The 14324-nt window shown below is 69.9% G+C and carries 1 protein-coding gene; it reads left to right on the top strand.

The genetic code is table 11. The features are described from left to right. Positions 1 to 11: 11 nt before the first annotated feature. Positions 12 to 14306: a type I polyketide synthase gene (locus AC3CHW_RS05810; RefSeq protein ID WP_488469775.1), complete on the top strand. Its 14295-nt coding sequence runs from the start codon at positions 12 to 14 to the stop codon at positions 14304 to 14306. Positions 14307 to 14324 lie beyond the last annotated feature (18 nt).

The raw sequence follows: 14324 nt of genomic DNA, 5'->3' as shown, positions 1-14324 counted from the left end.
TGGAGCTACTGATGGCTACGTCCTCCGAAAAAGTTGTCGAAGCGCTGCGCGCCTCTCTGCGGGAAAACGACCGCCTCAAGCTACAGAACCAGCGTCTGGTCGCGGCCTCGAAAGAGCCCATCGCCATCGTCGGTATGAGCTGTCGCTTCCCCGGCGGCGTGCGCACCCCCGAGCAGCTCTGGCAACTCGTCATGGATGGTGTCGATGCCATCTCCGAGTTCCCGACCGATCGCGGTTGGGAGAACGAGACGCTGTACCACCCGGACCCGGACAACCCGGGGACGAGCTACACCCGTGAGGGCGGCTTCCTCTACGACGCCGACGAGTTCGACCCGCAGTTCTTCGGGATGTCTCCGCGTGAGGCGCTGGCGACCGACCCACAGCAGCGGCTGCTGCTGGAAGCCTCATGGGAGGCGTTCGAGCGGACCGGTATCGACCCCGTCTCCCTGCGCAACAGGCCGGTCGGGGTGTTCGTCGGCACGAGTGGCCTGGACTACGCGACCCATCTCTATGAGGTGGGAGGCGAACTCGAGGGCTATCTGACGGGCAGTGCGGCCAGCGTGGTGTCGGGCCGTATCTCCTACACCTTCGGTCTTGAGGGGCCCGCGGTGACGGTGGACACGGCGTGTTCGTCGTCGCTGGTGGCACTCCATATGGCCATGCAGGCGCTGCGTCAGGGCGAGTGCGACATGGCGCTCGCCGGCGGCGTGTCGGTCATGTCGTCGCCCGGTTCGTTCATCGAGTTCAGCCGGCAGCGTGGGCTGGCGGTCGATGGCCGGTGCAAGCCGTTCGCGGAGGGCGCGGACGGCACGGGCTGGTCCGAGGGTGTGGGCCTGCTGCTGGTGGAGCGGCTGTCGGACGCGCGCAAGAACGGCCATCCGGTGTTGGCGATCGTGCGGGGTTCTGCGGTCAACCAGGACGGCGCGTCCAACGGACTCACGGCGCCGAACGGGCCGTCCCAGCAGCGGGTGATCCGGCAGGCGCTGGCGAGTGCGGGGCTGTCGGCGGCCGAGGTCGACGCGGTGGAGGCGCACGGTACGGGTACGACGTTGGGTGACCCGATCGAGGCGCAGGCGCTGCTGGCCACCTACGGTCAGGAGCGGCCGGAGGAGCAGCCGCTGTGGCTGGGGGCCATCAAGTCGAACATCGGGCACACACAGGCAGCCGCCGGTGTCGCGGGCATCATCAAGATGGTGATGGCGATGCGCGAGGGCGTGTTGCCGAAGGTCCTGCATGTGGATGAGCCGTCGAGTCAGGTGGACTGGTCGGCGGGTGAGGTGCGGCTGCTGACGGAGGCCACCGCGTGGCCCGAGACCGGCCGTCCGCGTCGGGCGGGCATCTCCTCGTTCGGGCTGAGCGGGACCAACGCCCACACCATCATCGAGCAGGCGCCGGAGGCCGACCTCGATGAACAACAGGAGGCCACCGCCCCCCAGGCCGACGTGGCGAAGCAGCCCGCCGTCCTGCCGTGGCTGGTGTCCGGTAAGAGCGCGGAGGGGCTGAGCGCCCAGGCGAGCCAGCTCCATGCCCACATGAGTGCGCATCCGGAGTTGTCACCGACCGATGTGGCCTTTTCCCTGGCCACGACCCGTTCGGCTTTCGATCACCGCGCGGCCGTGGTCGCCGAGGATCGTGATGGCCTCCTCCGCGCCCTGGAGGCTCTGGCCAACGGTGAGAACGCGGCTCAGGTCGTCCAGGGTGTGGCACGGACCGAGGACACCCTCGCGTTCCTGTTCTCGGGCCAGGGTGCGCAGCGCCCGGGCATGGGCCGGGAGTTGTACGAAGCCTTCCCGGTGTTCGCTCAGGCTCTGGACGAGGTGTGCGCGCACCTGGACGTCGTACTGGACCGTCCGTTGCGGGACGTGATGTTCGCGGCGGAGGGCAGTGCGGATGCCGAGCTGCTGGATCGGACGGGGTTCACGCAGCCGGCGTTGTTCGCCGTCGAGGTGGCGTTGTTCCGGTTGCTGGAGCACTGGGGTGTCACCCCGGATGTGGTGATGGGCCACTCGGTGGGTGAGATCGCTGCCGCGTATGTGGCCGGGGTGTTCTCGCTGGAGGACGCGTGCGCGTTGATCGCGGCGCGTGGTCGGTTGATGCAGGCGCTGCCGGAGGGTGGCGCGATGGTCGCCATCCAGGCGTCCGAGGAGGAGGTCGCCGCCTCGCTTGCCGGTCGTGAGGCCGAGGTGAGTGTCGCGGCGGTCAACGGCCCGACGGCCGTGGTCATCGCCGGTGATGAGGCCGCCGTACGGGAGATCGCCGGGCAGTGGGAGCAGCAGGGCCGTAAGACCCGTCGCCTGCGGGTCAGCCATGCCTTCCACTCGCCCCGCATGGACGCGATGCTGGACGACTTCCGCCGCGTCGTGGGAGCCCTGTCGTTCGCCTCTCCCTCCCTCGATCTCGTCTCCAACGTCACCGGCAAGGTGGCGGACGCGGAGGTGTGCTCGCCGGAGTACTGGGTGCGGCATGTGCGGGAGGCCGTGCGGTTCGCGGACGGGGTGCGGACGCTCGACGCGCAGGGCGTGACCACCTTCCTGGAGGTGGGCCCCGACGGTGTGCTCTCGGCGATGGCACAGGACTGCCTGGCGGAACGGGCCGAGTCCGGCTCGGCGCCCGTGGTCGTGCCGGTGCTGCGCAAGGACCGTCCGGAGGCCGTCGCCCTGACCACGACGCTGGCGCGGCTGCATGTCCATGGCTCCGTTGTCGACTGGCGGCCGGCGTTCGACGGTCTCGAAGCTCGCAGGGTCGACCTGCCGACCTACCCGTTCCAGCGTCAGCGCTACTGGATCGAGAAGTCCGCCGACGGATCATCCGGTGTTGACGCCGGCATCCGGGACGAGGTGGACGCGTGGTTCTGGCAGGCCGTGGAGCGCGAGGATCTCGAAGCGCTGGCCAAGACGCTCGACTTCGATGACGAAGCGACGCTGGGCGCGGTTCTGCCCGCGCTCTCGGCGTACCGGCGCAGCAGCCGCGACCAGTCGACCATCGATGGTTGGCGTTATCGGGTGTCGTGGAAGCCGGTTGGGGATGTGGTGGGTGGGTCGTTGTCGGGGACGTGGTTGGTGGTGGTCCCGGGGGCGTGTGTTGAGGACGAGTTGGTGGCGGGGGTTGTTTCGGGGCTTGAGCGGCATGGTGCGGGTGTGGTGTCGCTGGTGGTGGATGAGGAGGACTTCGGGTCCGGGGTGCTGAGCGGGCGGTTGCGCGAAGCCCTGAAGTCTGCGCCGGAGTTGGGTGGTGCGGTGTCGCTGCTTGCTCTGGATGAGGGGCCGTGTCCGGGGCATCCGGGGCTGTCTGTTGGTTTTGCTTCGACGTTGACGTTGGTGCAGGCGTTGGTGGAGGTGGGTGCTGGGGGTTTGTTGTGGTGTGTGTCGCGGGGTGCGGTGTCGGTGGGGCGTTCGGATCGGTTGGCGAGTGCTGTGCAGTCGCAGGTGTGGGGTTTGGGTCGGGTGGTGGGGTTGGAGCATTCGGGGTTGTGGGGTGGTCTGGTGGATCTGCCCGAGGTGCTGGATGAGCGTGCGGTCGCGCGGCTGGTGGGTGTGCTGTCTGGCGGGGTCGGTGAGGGCGGCGAGGATCAGGTCGCGGTGCGTGGGTCTGGTGTGTTCGTGCGTCGTTTGGCCCGGTCGGCGGTGCCTGTTGCTGACGTAACGCCGTGGCGGGTGCGTGGCACGGTGTTGGTGACCGGTGGTACGGGTGCGCTGGGTGGCCGGGTGGCTCGCTGGCTGGTGGGTAATGGTGCCGAGCATCTGGTGTTGACCAGCCGCCGTGGCCTTGAGGCGCCGGGTGCTGTGGCGTTGCGGGATGAGTTGGTGGGTCTAGGTGCTCGGGTGTCGGTGGTGGCGTGTGATGTGTCTGATCGGGACGCGCTGGCTGGGGTGTTGGAGGCGGTTCCGGAGGAGTTTCCGTTGCGGGCTGTCTTCCACGCGGCGGGTGTGGAGCAGGTGACGGAGCTTGTGCGTGTTGGGTTGGCGGATGCGGCGTCCGTGGTGTCGGGCAAGGTGGCCGGCGCCGTCAACCTGGACGCGTTGTTGGGTGATCGTGAGTTGGACGCGTTCGTGGTGTTCTCCTCGATCGCGGGTGTGTGGGGCAGCGGTGGTCAGGCTGCTTACGCTGCGGCCAACGCCTATCTGGACGCGTTGGTGGAGGACCGTCGGGGCCGGGGCCTGGCTGGTACGGCTGTGGCCTGGGGGCCGTGGGCGGAAAGCGGTATGGCGGCCGGTGACAGTGGTGATCAGTTGGCTCGTCGTGGTCTGTCCGCGATGGCGCCTGATCTGGCTCTCGCGGCGTTGCGTGGGGCGGTCGCGGGTGATGACGGTGTGGTGACGGTCGCCGATGTGGACTGGGAGTGGTTCGCGCCCTTGTTCACCTTGGAGCGGCCGAGTCCGCTGCTCGGTGACCTGCCCGAGGTTCGAAGGGCACTCGACGCCGCGAGCTCGTCCGGCCAGGCAGGCGACGCGTCGACGGGGCTGCGGGAGCGTCTGGCGGGGCTGACCGAGGCCGAGATCGATCGGGCTCTGCTGGACCTCGTGCGTGGTCAGGCCGCGGCGGTGTTGGGTTTCGCGGGTGCGGAGGTGGTTGAGCCGGGGCGGGCGTTCAAGGAGCTTGGTTTCGATTCGCTTACCGCGGTGGAGTTCCGTAACCGGTTGAACGCGGAGACGGGGTTGGTGTTGCCGGCCACGCTGGTCTTCGACTTCCCGAGTCCGTCGGTGTTGGCCGCTCATCTGCGTGCCGAGGTGTTGGGTACGCGGGAGGCGGTGGTGGTGCCTTCGGCGGTGGTGAACCCGGTCGATGACGACCCGATCGTGATCGTCGGGATGAGCTGCCGCTTCCCGGGCGGCGTCGGAAGCCCCGAGGACCTGTGGCGGCTCGTGGCCAGCGGTGGTGACGCCATCTCCGACTTCCCGTCCAACCGTGGGTGGGACGTGGAGGGGATGTATGACCCGGACCCCGAGCGTCTGGGCACCTTCTACGCCCGTGAAGGTGGCTTCCTGCACAACGGGGGCGAGTTCGACGCGGGCTTCTTCGGGATCTCGCCGCGCGAGGCGCTCGCCATGGACCCGCAGCAGCGGCTGCTGCTTGAGACGTCCTGGGAGGCGTTCGAGCGCGCCGGCATCGCTCCCACCTCCGTACGTGGCCGCCAGATCGGCGTGTTCGTCGGAGCCGCGACCTCGGGCTACGGAGTCGGTCACGACGGCGCGGCCGGGGAACTGGAAGGGCAGATCCTGACCGGCAACGCGACCTCGGTCGTCTCCGGTCGCATCTCCTACACGCTGGGTCTTGAGGGGCCGGCGCTGACGGTGGACACGGCGTGTTCGTCGTCGCTGGTCGCCCTGCACCAGGCCGCGCAGGCGCTGCGTCAGGGCGAATGCGACATGGCGCTCGCCGGCGGTGTCACCGTCATGGCCACCCCCGGCGCGTTCGTGGAGTTCAGCCGGCAACGTGGGCTGGCCCCCGACGGCCGCTGCAAGCCGTTCGCGGACGCCGCGGATGGTACGGGCTGGTCCGAGGGTGTGGGCATGCTGCTGGTGGAGCGGCTGTCGGATGCTGAGCGCAACGGTCACCAGGTGCTGGCGATCGTGCGGGGTTCGGCGGTCAACCAGGACGGCGCCAGCAACGGTCTGACCGCGCCCAACGGGCCGTCGCAGCAGCGGGTGATCCGACAGGCCCTCGCCAACGCCGGGGTGTCGGCGGCCGAGGTGGACGTGGTGGAGGCGCACGGTACGGGGACGACGCTGGGTGACCCGATCGAGGCCCAGGCGTTGTTGGCCACCTACGGCCAGGAGCGGCCGGAGGGTCGTCCGCTGTGGCTGGGTTCGCTGAAGTCGAACCTGGGCCACACGCAGGCCGCGGCCGGGGTGGGCGGCATCATCAAGATGGTGATGGCGATGCGGCATGGTGTGTTGCCGCAGTCGCTGCATGTGGATGAGCCGTCGCGGCAGGTGGACTGGTCGGCGGGTGGGGTGCGGCTGCTGACGGAGGCCACCGAGTGGCCCGAGACCGGCCGTCCGCGTCGGGCCGGTGTCTCCGCCTTCGGCGTGAGCGGTACCAACGCCCACACCATCATCGAACAGGCCCCGCCGGTCGAGGACGAGGCGCGGCCCGCCCCGGCGGCCCCGGTCGAGGATCACGGCGTCGTGCCCTGGGCGCTTTCCGCCAGAAGCGCGGAGGCTCTGCGTGCCCAGGCCGAGCGGCTCCGGTCGTATCTGGTCGAGCGTGCCGAGCTGGGCGCGCTGGATGTGGGCTACTCGCTGGTGGCGACCCGGGCGGCGCATGAACACCGCGCGGTGATCGTGGGTGCCAACCGCGCGGAGTTGTTGCGCGGCGTCGAGGCTGTCGCGACCGGTGAAGTGGCACCCGGAGCGGTACAGGGCGTCGCGAACACGTCGGGTGTGATGGCGTTCCTGTTCTCGGGCCAGGGTGCGCAACGCCTGGGTATGGGGCGGGAGTTGTGCGAGGCGTTCCCGGTGTTCGCCAGCGCCCTTGACGAGGTGTGCGCGCACCTGGACGTCGTGCTTGACCGTCCGTTGAAGGACGTGATGTTCGCGGCCGAGGGCAGTGCGGATGCCGAACTGCTGGACGGGACCGCGTTCACGCAGCCGGCGTTGTTCGCCGTCGAGGTGGCGTTGTTCCGGCTCCTTGAGCACTGGGGTGTCACTCCTGATGTGCTCATCGGTCACTCGGTGGGTGAGATCGCTGCCGCGCATGTGGCGGGGGTGCTCTCGCTTCAGGACGCGTGCACGCTGGTCGCCGCGCGTGGTCGGCTGATGCAGGCGCTGCCGTCCGGTGGGGCGATGGTGGCCATCCAGGCGTCCGAGGAGGAGGTCTCAGGATCACTCGCCGGTCGTGAGGCCGAGGTGAGTGTCGCGGCGGTCAACGGCCCGACGGCCGTGGTCATCGCGGGTGACGAGGTCGCCGTACTGGAGGTCGCCGCACAGTGGGCCGAGCAGGGCCGTAAGACCAGCCGACTGCGCGTCAGCCATGCCTTCCACTCGCCCCGCATGGACGCCATGCTCGGCGACTTCCGCGAGGTCGTCGAGGGGCTGTCCTTCCAGGCGCCGTCGATCGCACTGGTGTCGAATGTGACGGGTGAGGCGGCGGGCCCCGACGAGGTGTGCTCGGCGGAGTACTGGGTGCGCCATGTCCGGGAGGCCGTGCGGTTCGCGGACGGGGTGCGGGCGCTGGAGAAGCTGGGCGTGACCCGGTTTGTCGAGGTCGGCCCCGACGGTGTGCTGTCCGCCATGGCGCGCGACTGCCTGCGGGCGGACGCCGGTTCGACCCCGGTCGTGGCCCCTGTTCTGCGTAAGGACCGCCCGGAGGTTCAGGCGCTGACGGCGGCGCTGGCCGAACTCCATGTGCACGGTGTCGAGGTGGCCTGGGAGCAGGTCTTCGCCGGGCGCGGTGCGCGGACGATGGAGCTGCCGACGTACGCCTTCCAGCGTCAGCGCTACTGGCTGGAGGACCGTGCGCCTGCTTCGCTTGCTTCCGCCGCCGACTCGGTGGACGCGCGGTTCTGGGACGCGGTGGAGCGCGAGGACCTGGAGGCACTGGCACAGGCGCTGGACGTCGACGGTGGTGGCTCGCTCGGCGAGCTGCTGCCCGCGCTGTCCTCCTACCGCCGTCAGCAGCGCGACCGGGCCACGGTCGACGGCTGGCGCTACCGGGTCTCCTGGAAGCCCGTCCCGGATGCGGCGGCGGGGACACTGTCGGGCACCTGGCTGCTGGTGGTGCCCGCCGGGCTCGCCGACAGCGGACTGACCGTCACGATCACACAGGGGCTGGAGAAGCACGGCGCTCGCGTCGTACCGGTGCCGGTCGGCGGCGACGTGGACCGCGATGGGCTCGCCGAGTTGCTGCGCGGTGCGCTCGGTGGCGAGCCCGACGCGAGTGTGCTGTCGCTGCTCGCCCTGGACGAGGAGCCGTGTGCCGCGGAGCCGGTGGTCGCCGCCGGACTCGCGCTGACGCTGCGGCTGGTGCAGGCCGCGGCCGGGCTGGACGTGGGCCTTCGGCTGTGGTGTGCCTCGCGGGGCGCGGTGTCGGTGGGCCGTTCCGACCGGCTCACGAGCACCGCGCAGGCGCAGGTGTGGGGCCTCGGCCGGGTGGCGGCGCTGGAGCATCCGCAGAGCTGGGGCGGGCTCGTCGATCTGCCCGAGACGCTGGACGAGCGCGCCGTGGCGCGGCTGGCCGGTGTGCTGTCCGCGGAGGACGGTGAGGACGAGACGGCGATCCGGGGCTCCGGTGTGTTCGGCCGGCGGCTGGTGCGTACGGCGTCGACGGGCGGCGAGGCATGGCGGCCGAGTGGCTCGGTGCTGATCACCGGGGGTACGGGTGCGCTGGGCGCGCATGTGGCGCGCTGGGCGGTGCGTGAGGGTGCCGAACACGTGGTGCTGACCAGCCGTCGTGGGCTCGCGGCGGAGGGCGCCTCCGAGCTGAGGGCGGAACTGGAAGGGCTCGGCGCCGCCGTGCAGGTGGTGGCCTGTGACGCCTCCGACAGGGAGGCGCTGGCCGAGGTGCTGGCGGGGATTCCCGAGCGCTACCCGCTGCGCGGTGTGGTGCACGCGGCCGGCGTGCTGGATGACGGCGTCCTGGACGGCCTGACCATCGAGCAGCTCGCCGGGGTGTTGGGGGCGAAGGTCGAGGGCGCGCGGCTGCTGCACGAGCTGACGGCCGACCTGGAACTGGACGCGTTCGTGCTGTTCTCGTCGTTCGCCGGCGTGGTGGGCGGCGCCGGGCAGGGTGCCTACGCGGCGGCGAACGCGTATCTGGACGCGCTGGCCGTGGCGCGCCGTGGTGCCGGGCTGGCCGGTACGGCGGTGGCCTGGGGGCCCTGGGCCGAATCCGGTATGGCCGCGAGTGGCCGCGCAGGGGAGCGGGTGCGCGGTGGCGCGGTGTCCGCGATGGCTCCGGCGCTGGCGGTGGACGCGCTGAGCTGGGCCGTCGGCCAGGAGGAGGCGTCACTCGTCGTCGCGGACGTCGACTGGGAACGCCTGGCCCCGGCGCTGGCCGCCGCGCATGGCGGCACTCTCGTCAGCGGCATCCCCGAGGCGCGCGAGCACCTGGCCACATACGACGACGGCGCCGGTACGCAGGCGGCCACCTTCGCCGGGAAGCTCGCCGGACTGTCGGCGGCCGAACGCAACGAGACCGTGCTGGAGCTGGTCCGCGGCCACGCGGCCTCGGTGCTCGGCCACACCTCGGCGGACTCGATCGAACCCGGCCGCGCCTTCCGCGACCTCGGGTTCGACTCCCTCACGGCGGTCGAGCTGCGCAATCGGCTGGACCTCGCGACCGGCCTGCGCCTCCCGGCGACGCTCGTCTTCGACTACCCGACGGCCGTCGAACTGGCCGACTACCTGGACGCCGAGGCGTTCGGCACGGCCCGGCCGGCCCTCGACACCGCCCAGCCGAACGCGGTGGCCGTGGACGACGACCCCATCGCGATCGTGGCGATGAGCTGCCACTTCCCCGGAGATGTCCATACCCCGGAGGACCTGTGGCGGCTGGTGGCCGAAGGCGCCGACGCCATCTCCGCATTCCCCGCCGACCGTGGTTGGGACCTCGACGCGCTGTACGACCCCGACCCCGAGCGGCTCGGCACGTCCTACGCCCGCGAGGGCGGCTTCCTCTACGACGCCCCGCGGTTCGACGCCAGGTTCTTCGGGATCTCCCCGCGTGAGGCGCTGGCCATGGACCCGCAGCAGCGGTTGCTGCTCGAGACCTCGTGGGAGGCGTTCGAGCGCGCCGGTATCGCTCCCGAGTCGCTGAGAGGCGCCCGGGCGGGTGTGTTCGTCGGAACGAACGGCCAGGACTACGCCGGATTGTGGGTGGACTCCCAGGGCGACCTCGAAGGCCACTTGGGCACGGGCAGTGCGGCCAGCGTGGTGTCGGGTCGTATCTCCTACACCTTCGGTCTCGAAGGACCCGCGGTGACGGTGGACACGGCGTGTTCGTCGTCGCTGGTGGCACTCCATATGGCCATGCAGGCGCTGCGCCAGGGCGAGTGCGATCTGGCGCTCGCCGGTGGCGTCTCGGTGATGTCGTCGCCCGGTGCGTTCGTGGAGTTCAGCCGGCAGCGTGGGCTGGCGGTCGACGGCCGGTGCAAGCCGTTCGCGGACGCGGCGGATGGTACGGGTTGGTCCGAGGGTGTCGGCTTGCTGCTGGTGGAGCGGCTGTCGGACGCGCGGCGCAATGGTCACCCGGTGTTGGCGATCGTGCGGGGTTCGGCGGTCAACCAGGACGGTGCCAGTAATGGTCTGACGGCGCCGAACGGTCCTTCGCAGCAGCGGGTGATTCGGCAGGCGCTGGCGAGTGCGGGGTTGTCGGCGGCCGAGGTGGACGCGGTGGAGGCGCACGGCACGGGGACGACGTTGGGTGACCCAATCGAGGCGCAGGCGCTGCTGGCGACCTATGGTCAGGGGCGGCCTGCGGAGCAGCCGCTGTGGTTGGGTGCCATCAAGTCGAACATCGGGCACACGCAGGCGGCGGCCGGTGTCGCGGGCATCATCAAGATGGTGATGGCGATGCGCGAGGGCGTGTTGCCGAAGGTCCTGCATGTGGATGAGCCGTCGAGTCAGGTGGACTGGTCGGCGGGTGAGGTGCGGTTGCTGACGGAGGCCACCGCGTGGCCGGAGACCGGCCGTCCGCGTCGGGCGGGCATCTCCTCGTTCGGGCTGAGTGGGACCAACGCTCACACCATTATCGAGCAGGCGCCGGAGGCCGGGCAGCCCGCGGCTTCGGACACCGTGGCTCCCGATTCCACACCGGTCTCCGCTTCCGCGACCGTCGACGCGTCGACAGTGGTGCCGTGGCTGCTCTCGGCCAAGAGCCAGGAGGCGTTGCGGGCACAGGCCGGGCGGCTGGCCGCGCATGTGGCGGCCCGGGGCGACCTCGGTGTGCTGGATGTGGGGTACTCGCTGGCGGCCAGGTCGGTGTTCGAGCACCGTGCCGTGCTGGTCGGCGAGGACCGGGCGACCCTGCTGCGTGGTCTTGAGGCCGTGGCCGGGGGCGGAATCGCCTCCGGTGTGGTGCGGGGGCAGGCGGTATCGGGCGGTAGGACGGCGTTCCTGTTCTCGGGTCAGGGTGCGCAACGCCTGGGTATGGGGCGGGAGTTGTACGACGCCTTCCCGGTGTTCGCCCGCGCCCTGGACGAGGTGTGCGCCCATCTGGACGTACTCCTTGACCGTCCGCTGAAGGACGTGATGTTCGCGGCCGAGGGCAGCGCGGACGCCGAGCTGCTGGACCGGACCGCGTTCACGCAGCCCGCGCTCTTCGCCGTCGAGGTGGCGTTGTTCCGGTTGCTGGAGCACTGGGGCGTCACCCCGGATGTGGTGATGGGCCACTCGGTGGGTGAGATCGCCGCCGCGCATGTGGCCGGGGTGTTCTCGCTTCAGGACGCGTGCACGCTGGTCGCGGCGCGTGGTCGGTTGATGCAGGCCCTGCCGGAGGGCGGCGCGATGGTGGCCATCCAGGCATCCGAGGGGGAGGTCGCCGCCTCGCTTGCCGGCCGTGAGCACGAGGTGAGCATCGCGGCGGTCAACGGCCCGACGGCAGTGGTGATCGCCGGGCACACGCAAGCGGTCCAGGAGGTGGCGGACACATGGACGGCGATGGGGAAAAAGACTAGGGGATTGCGGGTCTCACATGCGTTTCACTCTTACCTCATGGACAGTATGTTGGACGAGTTCGGCCAAGTAGTCCGTGAGATCCCTTTTGCGCCGCCGACCATGGCGCTGGTCTCCAACGTGACGGGCGGGCTGGCCTCGGAGGGGGAGGCGTGTTCTCCGGACTATTGGGTCCGGCATGTGCGTGAGGCGGTTCGGTTCGCGGATGGGGTTCGTTCGCTTGAGGCGTTGGGCGTGACAAGGTTCTTGGAAGTCGGTCCGGACGGTGTGCTCACCGCCATGGCGCAGGACTGCCTCGCGGCACACGCCGAGGACACTTCGGCGGCGGTTCTGGTCCCGGTGCTGCGTAAAGAGCGACCCGAAGCAGGGTCTTTGATGACGGCGCTTGCCGAACTGCACGCACACGGTGCCACGGTGGGCTGGGAAGCGGTATTCGCCGGACATGGTGCCGGCAAGGTGGAGCTGCCCACCTACGCGTTTCAGCGTGAACGGTTCTGGCCCGAGGTGTCCGCGTCCGGCGGCGGCCGGAATTCCGGCTCGACGACCGCGGACTCGGTGGACGCGCGGTTCTGGGAAGCGGTCGAGCGCGAGGATCTCGAAGCGCTCGCCGAGGCGCTCGACGTTGATCGCGATGCGCCGCTGAGTAGGGTCATGCCCGCGCTGTCCGCGTACCACCGGAGCAACCGCGAGCAGTCCACGCTTGATGGTTGGCGTTATCGGGTGTCGTGGAAGCCGGTTGGGGATGTGGTGGGTGGGTCGTTGTCGGGGACGTGGTTGGTGGTGGTCCCGGGGGCGTGTGTTGAGGACGAGTTGGTGGCGGGGGTTGTTTCGGGGCTTGAGCGGCATGGTGCGGGTGTGGTGTCGCTGGTGGTGGATGAGGAGGACTTGGAGTCCGGGGTGCTGAGCGGGCGGTTGCGCGAAGCTCTGGAGTCTGCACCGGAGTTGGGTGGTGTGGTGTCCCTGCTCGCTCTGGATGAGGGGCCGTGTCCGGGGCACCCGGAGCTGTCTGCTGGCTTTGCTTCGACGTTGACGTTGGTGCAGGCGTTGGTGGAGGTGGGTGCTGGGGGTTTGTTGTGGTGTGTGTCGCGGGGTGCGGTGTCGGTGGGGCGTTCGGATCGGTTGGCGAGTGCTGTGCAGTCGCAGGTGTGGGGTCTGGGTCGGGTGGTGGGGTTGGAGCACTCGGGGTTGTGGGGTGGTCTGGTTGACCTGCCCGAGGTGCTGGATGAGCGTGCGGTCGCGCGGCTGGTGGGTGTGCTGTCCGCCGAGGTCGGTGAGGGCGGCGAGGACCAGGTCGCGGTGCGTGGTTCTGGTGTGTTCGTGCGTCGTTTGGCCCGGTCGGCGGCGCCTGTCGCTGACGTAACGCCGTGGCGGGTGCGTGGCACGGTGTTGGTGACCGGTGGTACGGGTGCGCTGGGTGGCCGGGTGGCTCGCTGGCTGGTGGGTAATGGTGCCGAGCATCTGGTGTTGACCAGCCGTCGTGGTCTTGAGGCGCCGGGTGCTGTGGCGTTGCGGGATGAGTTGGTGGGCCTAGGCGCTCGGGTGTCGGTGGTGGCGTGTGATGTGTCTGATCGCCAGGCGCTGGCTGGGGTGTTGGAGGCGGTTCCGGAGGAGTTTCCGTTGCGGGCGGTCTTCCACGCGGCGGGTGTGGAGCAGGCGGCGGAACTTGCGGGGATGGGATTGGCGGATGCTGCCGCTGTGATCTCCGGCAAGGCGACGGGTGCCGAGCATCTGGACGCGTTGTTGGGTGATCGTGAGTTGGACGCGTTCGTGGTGTTCTCTTCGATCGCGGGTGTGTGGGGCAGTGGTGGTCAGGCTGCTTACGGTGCGGCCAACGCCTATCTGGACGCGTTGGTGGAGGATCGTCGGGGTCGGGGTCTTGCTGGTACGGCTGTGGCGTGGGGGCCGTGGGCGGAAAGCGGTATGGCGGCCGGCGACGGTGGCGACCAGTTGGCCCGTCGTGGCCTGCCCGCGATGGCGCCAGAACTGGCTCTCGCGGCGCTGCGTGGGGCGGTCGCGGGTGATGACGGTGTGGTGACGGTCGCCGACGTGGATTGGGAGCGGTTCGCGCCCTTGTTCACCGTGGAGCGGCCGAGCCCGTTGCTCGGCGACCTGCCCGAGGTCGTATCGGCCCTGGAGCAGGCCCGTGCCGCCGAGGAGAGCCACGCCGAGGGTGGATCGGCACTGCGGGAAAGGCTCCTCGCGCTGGCTCCGGGCGAGCGGCAGCGCGCTGTGCTCGACCTCGTGCGCGGTCACGCGGCGGCGGTTCTCGGATTCGCCGGTATGGAAGGCGTGGAATCCGACCGAGCCTTCAAGGAATTGGGGTTCGACTCACTCACCGCGGTGGAGTTCCGTAACCGGCTGAACTCCGACACCGGGCTGCGACTGCCCACCACCCTGGTCTTCGACTACCCCAACGCAAAGGCTCTGGCAGAGCATGTGCGAGCGGGTGTCCTGCCCGACGAAGGGGTATCCGCCTCTCCGCTGATCGCGGACCTGGAAAAACTCGAGGCATCACTTTCCACGGCTGAACCGGACGATGCCGGGCGAACGGCCATCGCGGCTCGACTCCACGTACTCCTTGCCAGGCTGAACGGCGACGAGGGCGGAGCGAAGGACGCTGAGAGCATCACGCAGCGGCTTGACGGGGCGTCCGACGACGATCTCTTCGATTTCATCGAGAACGAGCTCAGCTAAAACGCGAGCGCCGAGGCA

The organism is Streptomyces sp. MGP-BFMKR1 (genome assembly GCF_057766585.1).
The sequence above is the reverse complement of the archived record's forward strand: the minus strand, read 5'-3'. Positions and strand labels throughout refer to the sequence as shown.

What these genes read in the sequence shown, in the direction of transcription:
- AC3CHW_RS05810 (WP_488469775.1), top strand. Translation starts at nt 12, where the DNA reads ATGGCTACGTCCTCCGAAAAAGTTGTCGAAGCGCTGCGCGCCTCTCTG.